The organism is Nostoc sp., assembly GCF_036917615.1.
Taxonomy (GTDB): Bacteria; Cyanobacteriota; Cyanobacteriia; order Cyanobacteriales; family Nostocaceae; genus Nostoc.
Genome location: NZ_JBALCZ010000084.1, coordinates 72,807 through 89,252, shown reverse-complemented (window position 1 = coordinate 89,252; position 16,446 = coordinate 72,807). Strand labels below are relative to the sequence as shown.

The following is a 16,446-nucleotide window of genomic DNA, read 5'->3' as shown; positions in this document are numbered from 1 at the left end:
TAAAGGGGTTGCGCTGATTGTCGGTCAAGTTGAGAATAAATAGGCGAAGCACACGGGGAAACTAACGTGAGTGAAGGATTTGATTACGATTTAGTAATTATCGGCGCTGGTGTAGGCGGACATGGCGCAGCCTTACACGCCGTAAGTTGTGGTCTGAAAACAGCGATTATTGAAGCTGCTGATATGGGAGGAACCTGTGTTAATCGGGGCTGTATTCCTTCTAAGGCGCTGCTGGCGGCATCTGGACGTGTGCGGGAGTTACGCAATGCCCACCACCTCAAGTCAATGGGAATTCAAGTTGGTAGCGTGGAATTTGATCGCCAAGCGATCGCCAATCATGCTGATAATCTCGTCTCGAAAATTCAAGGCGACTTAACCAACAGCCTCAAACGTCTAAAAGTCGATATTATCAGGGGTTGGGGAAAAATAGCTGGAGCGCAAAAAGTCTCTGTCACTGGAGACGGTGGTGAAAAAACCATCACAGCCAAAGACATCATCCTTTCGCCAGGTTCAATTCCTTTTGTGCCTCCAGGGATTGAAGTAGATGGCAAAACTGTTTTTACCAGCGATCAAGGCGTCAAATTAGAGTCGCTACCAGACTGGGTGGCGATTATTGGCAGTGGTTACATCGGCTTGGAATTTTCTGATATTTACTCAGCTTTGGGTTGTGAAATCACCATGATTGAAGCCCTAGATCAGCTAATGCCAGGATTTGACCGCGATATTGCCAAACTTGTCGAACGAGTGCTGATTACTCCCCGCGATATTGAAACCAAAGTGGGGATATACGCCAAAAAAGTCATCCCTGGTTCACCTGTGGTAATTGAGTTAGCAGATTTCAAAACCAAAGAAGATGTAGATGTGATCGAAGTAGATGCTTGTTTGGTGGCTACGGGACGCATCCCGGCGACGCAGAATCTCGGTTTAGAGTCTGTGGGTGTGGAAGTTGATCGGCGGAATTTTATCCCAGTTGACGATCGCATGGCAGTGCTATCAGCCGGTGAAGTAGTGCCGCATTTGTGGTCAATTGGCGACGCTAATGGGAAGATGATGTTGGCACATGCGGCTTCTGCTCAAGGCATCATCGCTGTGGAAAATATAGTTGGGAGGGAAAGAATAGTAGACTATCGCAGCATCCCCGCAGCGGCGTTTACCCACCCAGAAGTCAGCTATGTGGGCTTAACGGAAACCGCAGCTAAGGAATTGGGACAAACCGAAGGGTTTGAAATCGCCACAAGTCGGAGTTACTTCAAAGGGAATTCCAAAGCGTTGGCAGAAAATGAAGCCGACGGTATTGCCAAGGTGATATATCGCAAAGACACAGGAGAAGTCTTGGGCGTCCACATTTTCGGACTGCACGCCTCAGACTTAATTCACGAAGCGTCAGCGGCGATCGCTAACCGTCAATCTGTCCAAAGCCTTGCACATCTAGTTCACGCTCACCCGACACTTTCGGAAGTCCTGGACGAAGCTTATAAACGAGCGATCGCCATCTAAAACTTAGGAGTTAGAAGTTAGGAGTGAAGAGTTAATAATTCCTAACTCTGTCAATTTTAGATTTTGCGTCGCACCTTTGGTGCGCTTCCAGCGCAACTTGGATTTTGGTGAAGCAGCGCGGTGTTCTCCCAAGGGGAGAGGCTAGCGCCAAGGGGGTTTCCCCCATGAGTGACTGCACCAAGCCGAAGGGATTGAAGAAAAAATCTAAAATCTAAAATCTAAAATCCAAAATTGAATGACTCCTAACTCATAACTCCTAATTCATAACTCCTAACTTAGTACTAATTATGCAAATCCGTCGCCGTTCACCTAACCCAGCTATTAATGTATCCATATTACGTTATCAGGCTGCCGTGCCTGACGGGGCGCCAAACAACATCTTGGAGGAAATTGTCTGGCATAAAGAAGTAGAAGTTGACCAAATGCGGGAAAGGCTGCCTTTACGGGAATTGCAACATCAGGCACTCTTAGCGCCACCAACCCGTGATTTTGTCGCCGCCTTGCGCCAAGGTAAGACTAAGCCAGCATTGATTGCGGAAGTTAAAAAAGCTTCACCAAGCAAAGGCGTTTTACGAGAAGATTTTGACCCAGTAGCGATCGCCCTATCTTATCAGCAAGCCAAAGCTAGTTGTCTTTCTGTGCTGACGGATGCCAAGTTCTTTCAAGGTAGTTTTGACAACTTAGCTAAGATTCGGGCTGCCGTAGATTTACCCTTACTGTGCAAAGAGTTTATCATCTATCCTTACCAGATGTACTTAGCGCGGGTTCAAGGTGCAGATGCTATTTTGTTGATTGCGGCTATCCTCAGCGATCAATATTTGCAATACTGCCTGAAAATTGCTAAAAAACTGAAAATGGCAGCTTTGATTGAAGTCCATAGCTTGGCAGAACTTGACCGTGTGTTAGCTTTAGATGGGGTCTGCTTAGTAGGAATCAATAATCGCAATTTGGAAGATTTCTCTGTTGACCTGCAAACTACTTGCCAACTTTTAGCAGCAAGGGGTAGCCAATTGCAGGAGAAAAACATCCTTGTTGTCAGTGAGTCAGGACTACACAACCCAGATGATTTGAGTTTGGTACTTACAGCAGGTGCATCTGCTGTACTCATTGGAGAATCTTTGGTAAAACAACCAGATCCCGGCGCTGCGATCGCCCATATCTTGCCGAGGAATTTCTGAAAGAAACACCTTCAAAGCCCTCTTAGCACAGGATAATTACACAAAATGGTTGGGCGATCGGGCAGACTATGCGTAGATACGCAGCAGTTTGCCGCCTGATATGATCAATATCTTTGTCAAATCTTCATCACCACTCGTATCAAAGCTATAAGCAATTAGTTCTTTCATATGTAACAATTCATTCACAAGAGAGAAAATCTGACTAATACAAAATCCCAAATATGAAATCAAAATTTAACTTCATGGAGCAAATTCCTCTACCTTCACCTATTCACTACGAACTTATACTTCAACTCTTAGAAAGACAAACCATGTTAGCAGTAAATGATAATCCAGATTTACGGCATCAGGTGAATCAACTAATTATTACTCTCCGTAAAGCTGCTGTGCAGCAAAAGCGACTAGAAGAAATTTGCGAGTTTTCCTCTGTAACTATTGATCACCGTTGGTCAATCAACCATCATAACGATAGCAAAGTTGTTGCCCCCGATTGAAGCTGATAACTTAATATCTCAACCTCAAATTTGGCATCTTTGTTAAGTTATCTTACCATCATCAGAAAGTGGATTTAAGTGGCCAGTACTTAAAAGTTCCGCCATACTTGCTTGACTAAAATGCACAGTTTGGGGTGTGATTTAAAATGATTCTGGGTATAGAACTTTCTCTGTGCAAAAATATCTATAAATCCTAGATGAGGATTTGAAATCGCCAGTCTCAACGTTCAGATTTTAGTTTATATAAATTTTACTTTATTTAGCTTGTTTCATAAACTTATACATAGTAGTTTTTATCTAACCACTAAGCTTTTTACAATTTATACAAGAATTATATTAATGCTGTAGAAAAAAATTGTCATTTTTATAGAAATTTGAGATTGTAGAAAGTTCATATTGATTTAAAGTCAACTGTAGATCAGCTAAAATATAGATGAGATTCTCTCTCGAATTTGACGAAAGATGAAATATAACAGTATTCATGAACTCCTCAGAAATAATCAGGCTTGGGTTGCCGAAAAACTAGCTCTAGACCCAACTTACTTTCAGGAATTATCTAGCGGACAAACACCTCCTTTTCTATACATCGGGTGTTCTGATAGTCGTCTGGCATTAACAAAGTTTACCCGTACAGAACCAGGAGAGTTATTTGTACATCGTAATATTGCCAATCAAGTTTCTCTGACGGATATTAACTTTTTAGCCATTTTAGAGTATGCAATTTTACATCTTCAGGTGGAACATATTATCGTTTGTGGTCACTACGATTGCGGAGGAATTAAGACGGCTTTAGAAGGGAGAACTATTGGAATTCTTGATAACTGGGTAAATCCAATTCGGGAACTGTATTTACAAAAACAAGAAGAAATTAATGCCTTGCCAACAAGAGAAGAACGTCTGAATCGTTTGGCAGAAATCAACGTTGTGGCGCAAGTGAAAAATCTTTACCAAACTCCCATCATGCGTCAGGTACTCCATGAGCGAAAAGCGCCTATGGTTCATGGGTGGGTACTAGATATAGGCACTGGATTGATTAAAGATTTGAACGTCTCAACTGAGCAATGGCAATTGCACATCTGCCCCTTGCTTCTAGAGTTTAGACTCTACGCCATGTTAAAAAATGAAAGTTAATTTGGTATTTTCTGCTACAGAAAGTTCTACTTTGGAGACATGAGCAATCATGTCTTTAGAGTATTTATTTGAACTCAAAGAAATAGTTACCTTTTCGCTATAATCTTGTAATATCTCCATCCAAGTTCAATAGGGTTGGGTTAGAGCCACAAAAAATATATTGCGTAGGTTGGATTGAGGAACTGCTTGTGTTCCCCCTGAATTTTTTTCGTTTCCATGCAGAGCATGGAAATGCATTCATTGAGGCTCTGACTCAATTTATCACTGGATGTAGAGCCTCCAAGCTAGCCCTGCAAATAATTATTTCTTAGAAATTATCCACACTGCATGAATAATCCCAGGAATGTAACCAAAAAGCGTTAAAAGTATATTAATCCAAAAGTCTATACCAAAACCTACTTGCAAAAAAACTCCCAAAGGCGGTAAGAAAATGGCACACAGAAGACGAACTAAATCCATTTGAACCTCCTGTTAATTTCACAAAAGACAGCTTGTCGACGAAGTGATTCACCACTTACCTCTCAAAGATAACATTGCCACTCTCGATCTAGGTCACGGTTGAGATCCGGTAAACCGCACTCAAGATTAGCCACCACTAATTTTGGCTTTATAACCTAGCTTGGTCAAAATCTCGACAATTTTCTGCTTGTGTTCGCCCTGAATTTCAATTTCGTTGTCTCTAATTGTCCCACCTGTCCCACACTGGGTTTTCAACTGCTTCACCAAATCTGCCAAAGTTTCTGGTTTGGCTTGAAAACCGCTAATCACTGTGACGGTTTTGCCTTTGCGTCCTTTGCGGGAAGCTTGTACTTTGAGATTTTGTTGTTGTGGGGGCAGTTCTGAAATTGGTCTTTCTGTGGCGGCGGAGTTGTCGTTGCCAAATTCGCGGTAGACAAAGCTTTTGTCAGAAGATTTGGGATTGGAAGAAGACATAAAATGAATGTTTAAGAAAAATTTCAAAGGCAGTGGAAACTTCTACGCAACCATTCTGCTGGGATATCAATTTCTAGGCTAACATCACAAATTCATTGCAAGGGATTGGGCACAAGAGGCAGAGGGGCACGGGGACTCGAGGCCCCCACGGAGTGGGGATTGGGGGAGAGGGTGCACAGGAGAGTAATTTTCCCCCTGCTAAGAGCTCCCCTGTTTTTTCCCCAGTTCCCAGACATGCCCCAGACTTTTCTATAATAATTAAGTCATTCCCGTCATCAAAATCAAATCGTGACTACCACTCCCCTATCTCCAAGTTCAACTGCTCAGGTTCCCGATACGCTAGGTCGCTTTGGACGCTTTGGTGGTAAATATGTACCTGAAACGCTGATGCCTGCTCTTGCTGAACTAGAAACAGCTTATCAGCAATACCGTAATGACCCTGGTTTTCAAGGAGAACTACAGCAGTTGTTGCGGGACTACGTAGGACGCGCCACACCATTGTATTTTGCTGAACGCCTGACTGCTCATTATGCCCGACCCGATCGCACGGGTCCGCAAATTTACTTAAAACGCGAGGATTTAAACCATACTGGCTCTCACAAAATCAATAATGCCCTTGGTCAGGTATTGTTGGCAAAGCGCATGGGCAAGCAACGGATTATTGCCGAAACGGGTGCTGGACAACATGGAGTTGCTACAGCCACAGTTTGCGCTCGTTTTGGGCTGAAATGCGTAATTTACATGGGCGTTCATGATATGGAACGCCAAGCTTTGAATGTGTTCAGAATGCAATTGATGGGAGCAGAAGTGCGCCCGGTGGAGGCGGGAACGGGAACCCTGAAAGATGCCACTTCTGAGGCGATTCGCGATTGGGTAACAAATGTGGAAACGACTCACTACATCCTGGGTTCGGTAGCAGGGCCCCATCCTTACCCGATGATGGTACGTGATTTTCATGCAATAATCGGCCAAGAAACTCGCGCCCAAGCAATCGAAAAGTGGGGTGTATTGCCTGATATTCTCTTGGCTTGTGTGGGCGGTGGTTCCAATGCTATGGGACTATTCTATGAGTTTATTAATGAGTCTTCTATACGGTTTATTGGGGTTGAGGCAGCAGGAGAAGGTGTCAATACCCAAAAACACGCAGCAACCTTGACAAAAGGGCGAGTTGGTGTACTGCACGGAGCAATGAGCTATCTCCTGCAAGATGAGGATGGGCAAATTATTGAGGCACACTCAATTAGTGCGGGGTTAGATTATCCCGGTGTAGGCCCAGAACATAGTTATATGAAGGATACTGGTCGCGCCGAATACTATAGTGTGACGGATGCAGAAGCTTTAGCGGCATTTCAGCGATTGTCGAAATTGGAAGGGATTATCCCGGCATTGGAAACAGCCCATGCGATCGCCTACCTCGAAACCCTGTGTCCCCAACTAACCGACAGTCCCCGGATTGTAATTAACTGCTCTGGACGCGGCGATAAGGATGTACATACAGTAGCCAAGTTCTTAAATGATGCGTAAATATACATAAAATTTTGGAAAAAAGCAATAATGGCTCAATAATTCCAACACGTGATGCTATGGCAACCCACTCACGACGAGTTGGCACGCCCAAATTTTGTGCAAAGTCTGACAATGCATATTTTCAGGAATATCTTTCCTGGTAATAAAGTACTTTATGAAAAACTAGCCAAGCCGAAGTTTGAACAAGAACATCAGCGTCCTCCCCAGAATCGTTATGAAATTCGGGAAGTAATGCAGCACGAACCCTACTATCGTTGGACGGGTGTCCAATGACCTGTTTAAAAATGGTAACTCAGGCAGCCAAGACACTTGGTTTGTAGTTGCTGTAACTAAGTAAGCAGAGGAAGTATACCAATTCGTACTTCTTTATTCTTTAATTCGTAATTGAGAAAGTCGGATTTTATCTGGGTTTCTTTTTTTTGTGTGTGTAGTCTTATTTTTGGATAATTGGTATTAGGATGCCAAAAATAGCTAAGGGTAAACGACCTGTTTACTTAGACAATCCGCAAATCGATAAATTGTTGGCGATCGTTATGGCTTTGACTGGTGAAGTATCCGTGCTGCGTAAGCGGCTAGACATCATTGAACAGTTGTTAGAGGTAAAAGGTATTTTATCGCCTACTGAGATTGAAGCTTACGAGCCGGATGCCAAGGTAATTAAAGAGCGGGAACAGTGGTGTGCAGAATATATTGTGCGGGTGTTACGCCTGATACAGGAGGAATTACAAATCCGCAACCAAGTCTAGTTTAAATTACGCAGAAATTTAGGTGAAGAAATCCATACTATCTGTATATAAATAATCATACTAATAGTAAATATAAATTTTTTATAAACAGCACAATTTCTTCGTAAAATCGTGCATGTAAACGTTTGCTGGTAGTTTTTGAACATAAAACGCCATAAACAGAAATATATAGACCGATAATCAATTTGTCACATTGACATTAGTTTAGTTAGATTGTCTTGAACTTTACTTTCAGCAAATGATTAGATCAACAATCTACGGCGTTGCTTTAGGCACTATTTTTCTCAGTAGTGGATCCTTCGCTACTCCTGTAACAAATCCAACTTTTACACCGCAGTCTTCACATGTATCAAGTGATACTGTATATATCGCAGCATTTAACAGCGACACTGCTGCTCTAGAACAGTCGGTTTTCAACCAAATTAATAACTACAGAGTTTCCCAAAAGCTAGCAAAGCTGACTCGTAATTCTGCCATTGATAATCAAGCCAGGATTCACAGTCAGGACATGGCTAAGGGTAAAGTTCCGATTGGACATACGGGATTTTTAGAACGTGTTAAGGCAATCGGTATTTCTTACAAAACTGCTGGTGAAAATGTCGCTTACAACTATGGATATAGTGACCCTGCCACAATAGCTGTTCAAGGCTGGCTCAAAAGTCCAGGGCATCTAGCCAATATCATAGGTAATTATGAGAAAACGGGGATTGGTGTCGCCAAGAACAGTAGAGGCGAAATCTACTTAACACAACTTTTCCTTCGGTGATAAGTAAGTGGGCGTGAATAATTAAAGGTTTGTAGTAAGCGGCTCTAGCTCTATTTTCAGGACTGAAGCCGCTTACTACGAGCCTATTTAATTAATGTTATATTGCGTAACTTAGTTTTATTTATTCTTGCCTACTTACTTAGATTTGGGAAAATTTAGGTTTTTTTCTCAAATTCCTCAGACTTAACCCTACTAGCAAAGCTTTTGCGAGATGTTGAATAATGTAGTTTCAATGACATTTGTCTATTGAAACTACATTATTTTTCTAGTAATTCATGAAAATCTTAAATTATCAGCCAAAATAACCGTGATTTGATCAAGCTGACCTATTGAAGTATTGACAATAGTTCAGATTATTTGTAGTTCCTATCCAAGAATCTAGCCAGATTGCCGAAATTCATCAATCCTTAATAGTATCGTGGTATATATTGTCGGAACAATAGGGTAGAGTAGAAGTCTTATATATCTACACATTACGCAATTCTCCATGTTCCGACAAACTGCTTTTGGCATCGCTTTAAGTGCGCTTGTCCTTGCTAGTGGATTAACGACTGTTCCGATTCCAAATTATCCTTCTACGAATACATCCACCCGTAATAAGCTGTTGTCGCTTTTTTCCAGTCAGGTTGCAATATCGACTCCTACTTTTAAAACTACGGAGTTAGAAAAATCAGTTTTTGACCAAATTAATCGATATCGGGCTTCAAAAGGACTGCCAAAGTTGATCTTAAATGCAAATATCACTCGACAGGCAAGAATTCATAGTCAAAACATGGCTAAAGGTAAAACCCCATTTAGCCATCAGGGGTTTGAACGGCGAGTCAAAGCTATCCCTATTCGCTACAACAGTGCGGCGGAAAATGTTGCTTTCAACCGGGGATATAGCAACCCTGTAGACGAAGCTGTTACTGGTTGGGTCAACAGTCCCGGACATCTAAAAAATCTTAAAGGAAATTACAACCTCACTGGAATTGGCGTTGCTACTAATAATCAAGGCGAAGTCTACCTGACACAAATGTTTTTCCGCACTAGGTAGATTTAATTTCTAATTTTTTTACACAATAATAATGTAGTATCTGACAATTGACACTCTCCCACCAAGCTACCCTGTGGTGGGAGATTCTTGTTTCAAAGAAAGTGTGCTTCTTAGTACAAGAACTAAGGGCGATCGCTTGTGTGGATGGGGAGTTGCTTCAATGGCAGAGGTAGTGATTACACTTAGAGAAAAATCTAGTTTTTATGTGTGGGAGCATCTTGCTCGCTGCTGGTAGTAGAAGGCAAGATGCCCGCACTACTCCAGGTTTCAAAATGGACAAGGAAATCGTATATTATTTTGCCTAAAGTTTTTTTTAAATACTTTATTATGCTGTTCAAAAGCTGTTACTTGATGTATCTTTTCAAATAGTGGATATTTTGCCCAGTTTGCAAGGAACTTTCAGACTCGGAGGCGGTTAACATTGTGGGCGGCGGCGGTGTGGTTACCGGTTCAATGGCCGATGGAAAATCCACTGATATTCACGGGAAAATGGTTATTTTTACGTAGAGCTTGATCATAACTACCGTAATTGCTGAAATCATCAAAAAACTCTGCCGCATTTGTGCAACCTTGGGGTTGTCATGAATTGTAGCGCAGAGTATTTAATGTTCGCTGGGTATCTGTGGGAGGAAACCCATCACATTAATAAGTAGATGGACAAAAATATTTACCGTCATTGTGAGCCAAGCGTACTCCAACTCTTGGAGACGCTCTGCGAACAAAGAAGCAAGCTACGCAAAGCGTCTCGTTGGCGCAGCCTCTGGTAGACAAGAGAAGCAATCCCAGCCCTTGTGATTGCTTCATTTCGCAACTCTTGGAGACGCTCCGCGAACGCTACATACCCTACGGGAAGGCTTACGACAACGCAATGACATTGTGTAATTAATTCTGTCCGACTACTTATCGCTTCTAAGAGAAATGTCCAGTACGATTCAATATTCAGAATACAGCACATCGCTGTGTACCAATTCAAGAAATGCATGATTTTTGGCAAGTCTTGGTGGGCAGCAGGTTCTATGAGATAGTGTACGTGGTTTGACAGAATGCATAGAGCATATAGCTTAAAACCATATTTGTCCAAAGCCTTCTTGATATTATACAAAAAGACCTCCTGACATTCTCGTCGCGCCAGGTTAAACTAGCGGTTGTTGCAGCGAGTAGTAACGTGGTAAAAGAATCCTCGTTGAAAATTTCTCGGTTGGCGACTCATAATACCATTAAACTTTGAAAATTATTTTTACGCCTTTCCAAGTACTTTACACTTAATAGAAACCCGTTTTTTTTGTACTTTTTTATCTCAATTTTAGAATTGTAACGAACAAAGTGCAGTGCATCGTGTGATTGCTTTGATATACTTGCAGTCTTTCATTGATCATAAAGAGGGAAGATGACATTACAAGATTTTCAGGTGAGCGATCGCGACCTTAGTGAGGCAGTCCTTGGACAGTATTTAGAATCTAGGGCGATCGCAGTTGATACAGAAACGATGGGATTATTGCCACAGCGCGATCGCTTGTGTCTTGTCCAGCTGTGCAATCTAGAAGGAAAAGTGACTGCAATCCGTATAGCCAAAGGACAAGCTAATGCTCCAAACTTAAAAAAACTCTTGGAAGCGGCAAATGTCGTAAAAGTGTTTCACTTTGCTCGCTTTGACCTTGCCACTTTACGAGCCAATCTGGGGATTCAGGTTCAGCCTGTTTTTTGCACCAAAATTGCTAGTAAGTTAGCCCGTACTTACACAAATCGCCACAGACTCAAAGATGTGGTGCAAGAGTTAGAACAAGTGGAACTGGATAAAAGCTCTCAAAGTTCTGATTGGGGTAATGCCGCTAGTTTATCTGAAGCTCAATTGAGTTATGCTGCCAATGATGTGCGCTACTTACTTAGTGTGCAGCAGAAGTTAATAGAAATGCTCAAACGAGAAGAACGTTGGGAAATTGCTCAAGAATGTTTTGAATTTCTGCCAACAATAGTTTCCTTGGATTTGTTGCAATTTAAAGATTTGTTTGAACACTGATAAAACAGTAAACCTCTTGCAAAAGTTATATTTCTAGAGGAAAAGCCTCTGGAGGTAGAATATTTTGTCTCCTGATTCAAACTTCTCACACGCCTTTTCTTATGTTCAACGCCAAGGGCGAACGGTAACTCCTTCTCCTGGACGCTATCACGTAGCTTGATTCCTCGTAGGGGTACGGGGAATGGCTAAAGCCGCATCTCAGAGTGCTCTGTGAATTCAGACTTATTTCCTCACGAGAAATTGATATTTTGCAAGAAGTCTATCGCTGATTTACTAAGTTATTTTATGCCTAAGAGCTACCATTGGAATCATCTGAACCTTTAGGAGTTCTAGATTCACTAAATGTCTTGCTTGACGTCACTGGCTTTCTCTTGAATGCCTTGCTTGACATCACTGGCTTTCTCCTTGACGTCACTGGCTTTCTCTTGAATGTCTTGCTTGACGTCACTGGCTTTCTCTTGAATGTCTTGCTTGACGTCACTGGCTTTCTCCTTGACGTCACTGGCTTTCTCTTGAATGCCTTCCTTCAAGTTACCGGCTTTTTCTTGAATACTTTCCTTTAGATTAGTGGCTCCCTCTTGAATGCCTTCTTTGAGGTTACTGGCTCCCTTTTTAATGGCTTCCGTCGGGCTAGTGCCTCCCTTTTGCTGAAGCTCTTGATTATTTTTTAGCCGATCTACGATATTGTAGTCATCTGCACCTGGAGGAGTTTTTGATTCAACAATCCCTTCTGTTGGGCCACCGATGTCCTTCCAGGCAGCAAGACCACCTTTGAGTTGGGAGACATGCTCAAATCCATTAGAACGTAGTTGTTGTGCGGCTTGGGCAGATTCTTCTTCATTAGCACCGTAAACGTAAATATCACGGCTCTTATCCAAAGAAGGTACTGCACGCTTTACCAATTCATCTATTGGCATCGGCATCGCTCCCATAATGTGACCTTGGTTGAAGGTAGGGCGATCGCGCACATCAAGTATTGTAAAAGCTGGTTCGCCCCATTCTAAACGAGTCTTCAAAACGTGAGCATCAGATTCTGCTTCTATTGGTGGCTGTGGGGGAATGATGCCGCCTGCTAAATTGTTAGTCATAATTATTCCTTAGTAACGATATTAAAAGCAATTTAACGGACTAAACATATTTAATTTCTCTTTCTCTGGGATGAATTTACTAAAAATATCTCCTGAGATAGAGTGGGTAATCTAAATATTTTCTACCATTTAATCCATTGCAAATACAGTCAACTTAGACTACTGGAAGGCAGCTGTTTGTATGAATTTAATTAAACATATTTAAAGTTTAGATTTTTCACCTTTAATTATTAAGACACATTATCATTAAATTTAAATTGATTAAATTTACTACCTAATTAATCAAAAATCGTCTAAAAATTCAAAATATTCAGCGATTAGTACAGGAATTGCCTACCTTTTCAATATCTGCGCTCGCTAATAATAACGTCTCTTCAATCTCTTACCGCACTATTGGAGTGACACAAGCAGCACTATTGAGATAATTTTTCAGCAATTTCTTGACATCGTAATATTGCTGAAGCAATTCTTTTTGCTGTTCGTTGAACTGCCAGTCGTAACCAATATTGCGATACTTAATCAGCATATTTCTTAATTGTTCACTCTAGGCTTTACCTTAGCTTGCCACCAGTCCCTAATTTTGACGCACTTCCCGTACTAGTGTATCGAGTTAGGAGTTGCCTCAAATGCCACATCTTCAGGTAAGCCAGCAACCTTTTGCCAAGATAACCCTAGCTGTTGGCAAATTTACACAAAACAACAGCGTGAAACCGACTCACCTGCAAAAAATTTGGAAACTGCTTGATGTGTAATGGCTAAAGCTGTTGCTAATTTATGCTAACTCCAAGTTTTCTCTTCTGTTAAAGCTGTTTTTGCTGCCTTAATGCCTTCTGGTGATGCTCTTAGTCCTTGGCTTGTCATAGTCTCAGACTGAAACTTGTAGTATAATATATGCTTAAGAGGGTAGCTACATGTAAATGCACCAGGGTAGATTTTCGTAGACCTTCTTCAAGAGAGCATACCCGTTGGCTAGAGTACAGTTGAGTCGGTAGGAGTCTAGAATCTAGATTGGCTAATAAATTAGTTTGTGAGCCTTTGTAGAGACCTAATTAATCAGGGAGGGCATTGCTCTTTTAAAGTTGTAGCAATTGCCATCGCTTCTGAATGTGTCTTTGGACTATTTGCGATTACGGAGATGGTTTTCAATTACACTTATCCTAAGTTAAGAAGGTTTAAATTATACAATAAAAATTCAAAATTATACAAAAATCATACAATACTTATACATTTTATCGGCATTACGATGGCTGAAGTTTTCATAAACTTCATGGGAAATTAATTGTACACAAGTACTACAGTAGCGATCGTACTCAGTAGAGACGCGCGTGAATGTACTCTCAACAGAAACACGTAAAGCAAAAGTGGCGCAACAGCGAATCAGCGAATCGCCCAATCTACAATAGGCAGCATTATGGTTATAGTTACCGCTACTACTCCCAAAATTATGATCGTCGATGATGACTTCGGCGTCCGAAATCTCGTCTATCGTTTTTTAAGTCGGAAATATCAAATAGAGTCGGCAGCAGATGGTAAGACTGCCTTATCGTTGTTTGAGCAATTCAACCCAGCTTTAGTGATTCTGGATTGGAATTTGCCGGATGTTAATGGTTATAGCCTGTGCCAAGAAATGCAGAGTCGTACTAATGTTTTAGTGCTGATACTGACTAGTAGGACTGACGAGGCTGATAAAATTAAAATCTTAAGCGCAGGTGCTGATGATTTCATGACTAAACCATTTAGTCTTGCAGAAGTTGAAGTTAGAGTAGAAGCTCTTTTGAGACGGATACGCTACATCAACCCCTCCCCAACACAACGTATTGTCTTCAAGCAGCTAGCAATTAATCCAGAGGGTCGGGAGGTAACACTTAACGATAAAACTCTCGCCTTAACAGCGCTGGAATTTAATATCTTACATTTTTTGGCAAGTCATCCTAATCAGGCCTGGAGTCGCCCACAGCTAATCCAAAAAATCTGGGGTTGCGACTACGTAGGAGATGGCCGCGTGGTTGATGTGCATATTGGTCAGCTTCGCAAGAAGATGGAAGTCGATCCCAGCATACCGGAGTTTATTAAAACTGTGCGGGGCTATGGTTACAAGTTTGAAGCGCCCGACGAAAATACTAATTTCTGAGCTTCACGATTTCAGGAGTACTTCATAATAATGAATGACTCAAACAAGTCAGCATTAGTCTTATTGCTTACTTAAATACTTTTACTGAGGCTTGACCGGATAACTTGCGTTAATTTGGGACGTTGATACAAACTGATTTGGTGATTTCGTGTCTGCTCAAGCCTCAGACAGTAACTTTATTGCTTTTAATATATCGTCTCAAGATAAGTTCCAACAACATCAAAATGTACAGAGCTTATCCGAAGTTTCGCCTATAGGTAAAATTTGGGACAAGCACAGAGCTAATACTGATAAAGTCTTGCATTATTACGCCAAAGCAGAGGAAGATTATTTTCAGCAGTATGCTTGGCGGATGAGAATCTGTTCCGAGTTGCTGGAATTTCAATTAGTGCCAGATAAATCGGAAGGTATTCTCAAGTTAAAGCTATTAGATGCCCGATTCTGTCGGGTTCGTCACTGTCCAGTTTGTCAGTGGCGGCGATCGCTCATGTGGAAAGCAAGGGCTTACAAAATTATCCCACAGGTTGTTACTGATTACCCCAAGCACCGTTGGCTATTTATTACTTTGACTGTAAAGAATTGTCAAATTAAAGAACTCAAGGAAAACTTGGATTCGATAAATAAAGCTTTTAAGCGATTCACTGAATTGAAGGCATGGCCTGCAAAAGGTTGGGTGAAGTCCACAGAAGTAACTAAAAGTAAAGATGGAGTCTCAGCACACCCGCATTTACATATTTTGGCAATGGTACCGCCTTCGTATTTTAGTCATGGCTATCTTTCTCATGCCAAATGGGTAGCGTTGTGGCAGCAGTGCTTACGGATTGATTACCAGCCTGTTGTTCATATTAGCGCGATTGCAAAACATCATAACCCTTCACTACTCATCCCAGAAATTCTCAAATATCATGTGAAAGAGTCAGATTTAGTGGGTGATAAAGAATGGTTTTTAGAGTTAACCCGTCAACTGCATAAAACTAGAGCGATCGCTGTTGGGGGTATACTCAAACAGTATATGCGGGAATTAGAGGAGAAAAACCAAGACCTCATTAATGAAAGTGAAGAGATAGATGAGGTGGATAGAGAAAGTTTGTATTTCCGATGGGAGCGCAAGTTACAAAGATTTAATATAGAGTGACATCAGCGATATAAGAACAGCCCCATAATCCTTACAGGAAAGAGATTACATAAATTTAGAACCGTAGATGCTGTGGCTTAATCCGGCGAAAGGATAAAGACCAGCGTTCAGATACAACCGGAAGTAGTTCATGGGGAATACTAGAATCAAACTTGATAACCTGACCATCTTCAAGGTGATGTTCCTGATTATCGATGCACAAAGTAGCACGTCCAATATTGACTAATACTACTAGAGGTTCAAAAACAGAGTGGTCACAGTGTTCTTTCATGCCACCACCTGGACGATAATGGCAGAGTAAGGCACAATTCCATCCTGGAAAAATGCGATCGCCAAGTCGATTAACCCTCGCATCCCAATGTCCTTTCTTAATTACCGCATTAGGCAATAGTATTACCTCATATCCAAACCATTTGTGAGTTCGATCAAAAGCAACCCGACTAGAAACCATTGACTTCATGCTAAATTGATGATTACACCAGTCATAAAGACTTTGAAAATCACGACGAACGTATCCAATAGTTTTAGTTTCAACTAAATTCATTATTAGCTCCTAAAATTTTAAACTTTGAAAATCCAACTAATTACACCTTCCCTTCGCGCGAAGCGTTAAGGAAAAAATATTTAAAGACGTATTGACACCATGACTATTGGAGTACAACTCTTTATTGAGAAGAAAAAATATTTAAAAGCGTATTGACATCACGACTATTAGAGTAAAACTCTTTATTTCATTGCAATTCAGAGATAGTAAAAAAGAAGTTCTA

Annotated in this window: 17 protein-coding genes and 2 pseudogenes; 13 read left to right on the top strand and 6 right to left on the bottom strand. The window is 41.3% G+C overall.

Annotation, left to right across the window (positions count from 1 at the left end; translation table 11 throughout):
- Window positions 1–66: 66 nt before the first annotated feature.
- The 4 genes from lpdA to V7K85_RS30550 all read left to right on the top strand — a co-directional run bounded on the left by lpdA (window position 67) and on the right by V7K85_RS30550 (window position 4,300).
- Window positions 67–1,497, top strand: coding sequence for a dihydrolipoyl dehydrogenase (lpdA, locus tag V7K85_RS30565; protein WP_334819537.1), 1,431 nt, complete (start codon window positions 67–69; stop codon window positions 1,495–1,497).
- Between the two features lie 287 nt (window positions 1,498–1,784).
- Complete coding sequence (gene trpC / locus V7K85_RS30560) at window positions 1,785–2,675, top strand: indole-3-glycerol phosphate synthase TrpC (protein ID WP_334819535.1); 891 nt, start codon at window positions 1,785–1,787, stop codon at window positions 2,673–2,675.
- Window positions 2,676–2,917: 242 nt separating this feature from the next.
- A complete protein-coding gene (locus V7K85_RS30555) occupies window positions 2,918–3,169 on the top strand; it encodes a DUF5340 domain-containing protein (protein ID WP_069072137.1) in 252 nt (83 codons plus the stop codon).
- A gap of 462 nt (window positions 3,170–3,631) precedes the next feature.
- Complete coding sequence (locus V7K85_RS30550) at window positions 3,632–4,300, top strand: carbonic anhydrase (protein WP_334819533.1); 669 nt, start codon at window positions 3,632–3,634, stop codon at window positions 4,298–4,300.
- A 300-nt stretch (window positions 4,301–4,600) separates the two neighbouring features.
- Here V7K85_RS30550 and V7K85_RS30545 read toward each other — a convergent pair whose 3' ends face one another.
- Together V7K85_RS30545 and V7K85_RS30540 are read right to left on the bottom strand one after the other, a co-directional pair.
- Window positions 4,601–4,759 carry a YqaE/Pmp3 family membrane protein gene (locus V7K85_RS30545; RefSeq protein WP_334819531.1) on the bottom strand — a complete coding sequence of 53 codons (159 nt, stop codon included), beginning with the start codon at window positions 4,757–4,759 and terminating at the stop codon, window positions 4,601–4,603.
- Window positions 4,760–4,885: 126 nt separating this feature from the next.
- A complete protein-coding gene (locus V7K85_RS30540) occupies window positions 4,886–5,233 on the bottom strand; it encodes a translation initiation factor (protein ID WP_334819529.1) in 348 nt (115 codons plus the stop codon).
- A gap of 288 nt (window positions 5,234–5,521) precedes the next feature.
- On the opposite strand from V7K85_RS30540, the gene trpB reads away from it, so the two are divergent.
- From trpB to V7K85_RS30515, 5 genes are all read left to right on the top strand, one after another.
- Window positions 5,522–6,757, top strand: a complete 1,236-nt coding sequence (trpB, locus tag V7K85_RS30535; RefSeq protein WP_334819527.1) for a tryptophan synthase subunit beta — start codon at window positions 5,522–5,524, stop codon at window positions 6,755–6,757.
- 54 nt (window positions 6,758–6,811) lie between these two features.
- Entirely contained in the window at window positions 6,812–7,033 is a 222-nt protein-coding gene (locus tag V7K85_RS30530) for a hypothetical protein (protein WP_334819525.1), read from the top strand.
- A gap of 185 nt (window positions 7,034–7,218) precedes the next feature.
- Window positions 7,219–7,506 (top strand): hypothetical protein, encoded by a 288-nt coding sequence (locus V7K85_RS30525; RefSeq protein ID WP_334819523.1) that lies wholly within the window; start codon window positions 7,219–7,221, stop codon window positions 7,504–7,506.
- A gap of 238 nt (window positions 7,507–7,744) precedes the next feature.
- The gene (locus V7K85_RS30520; protein WP_334819521.1) at window positions 7,745–8,272 is read left to right on the top strand and encodes a CAP domain-containing protein; all 528 of its coding nucleotides are present in this window, start codon (window positions 7,745–7,747) and stop codon (window positions 8,270–8,272) included.
- Between the two features lie 487 nt (window positions 8,273–8,759).
- Window positions 8,760–9,308: a CAP domain-containing protein gene (locus V7K85_RS30515; protein ID WP_334819519.1), complete on the top strand. Its 549-nt coding sequence runs from the start codon at window positions 8,760–8,762 to the stop codon at window positions 9,306–9,308.
- Between the two features lie 673 nt (window positions 9,309–9,981).
- Here V7K85_RS30515 and V7K85_RS30510 read toward each other — a convergent pair.
- Window positions 9,982–10,389 (bottom strand): transposase, encoded by a 408-nt coding sequence (locus V7K85_RS30510; protein ID WP_334819751.1) that lies wholly within the window; start codon window positions 10,387–10,389, stop codon window positions 9,982–9,984.
- A 306-nt stretch (window positions 10,390–10,695) separates the two neighbouring features.
- Here V7K85_RS30510 and V7K85_RS30505 point away from each other — a divergent pair, with 306 nt between their 5' ends.
- Window positions 10,696–11,325, top strand: a complete 630-nt coding sequence (locus V7K85_RS30505) for a ribonuclease H-like domain-containing protein (RefSeq protein ID WP_334819517.1) — start codon at window positions 10,696–10,698, stop codon at window positions 11,323–11,325.
- A gap of 641 nt (window positions 11,326–11,966) precedes the next feature.
- Here V7K85_RS30505 and V7K85_RS30500 read toward each other — a convergent pair.
- Both V7K85_RS30500 and V7K85_RS30495 read right to left on the bottom strand, forming a co-directional pair.
- Window positions 11,967–12,413 (bottom strand): annotated as a pseudogene (locus tag V7K85_RS30500) (rhodanese-like domain-containing protein); the annotation flags it as partial.
- 382 nt (window positions 12,414–12,795) lie between these two features.
- Window positions 12,796–12,942 (bottom strand): annotated as a pseudogene (locus V7K85_RS30495) (NACHT C-terminal helical domain 2-containing protein); the annotation flags it as partial.
- Between the two features lie 97 nt (window positions 12,943–13,039).
- Between V7K85_RS30495 and V7K85_RS30490 the strand changes: the two are divergent.
- The 3 genes from V7K85_RS30490 to V7K85_RS30480 all read left to right on the top strand — a co-directional run bounded on the left by V7K85_RS30490 (window position 13,040) and on the right by V7K85_RS30480 (window position 15,679).
- A complete protein-coding gene (locus tag V7K85_RS30490; RefSeq protein ID WP_334819513.1) occupies window positions 13,040–13,165 on the top strand; it encodes a hypothetical protein in 126 nt (41 codons plus the stop codon).
- 659 nt (window positions 13,166–13,824) lie between these two features.
- The gene (locus V7K85_RS30485) at window positions 13,825–14,544 is read left to right on the top strand and encodes a response regulator transcription factor (RefSeq protein ID WP_334819511.1); all 720 of its coding nucleotides are present in this window, start codon (window positions 13,825–13,827) and stop codon (window positions 14,542–14,544) included.
- A 148-nt stretch (window positions 14,545–14,692) separates the two neighbouring features.
- Complete coding sequence (locus tag V7K85_RS30480) at window positions 14,693–15,679, top strand: protein rep (protein WP_334819509.1); 987 nt, start codon at window positions 14,693–14,695, stop codon at window positions 15,677–15,679.
- Window positions 15,680–15,734: 55 nt separating this feature from the next.
- Here the strand turns inward: V7K85_RS30480 and V7K85_RS30475 are convergent, their stop codons facing one another.
- Window positions 15,735–16,223, bottom strand: coding sequence for a hypothetical protein (locus tag V7K85_RS30475; protein WP_334819507.1), 489 nt, complete (start codon window positions 16,221–16,223; stop codon window positions 15,735–15,737).
- Window positions 16,224–16,446: the final 223 nt, after the last annotated feature.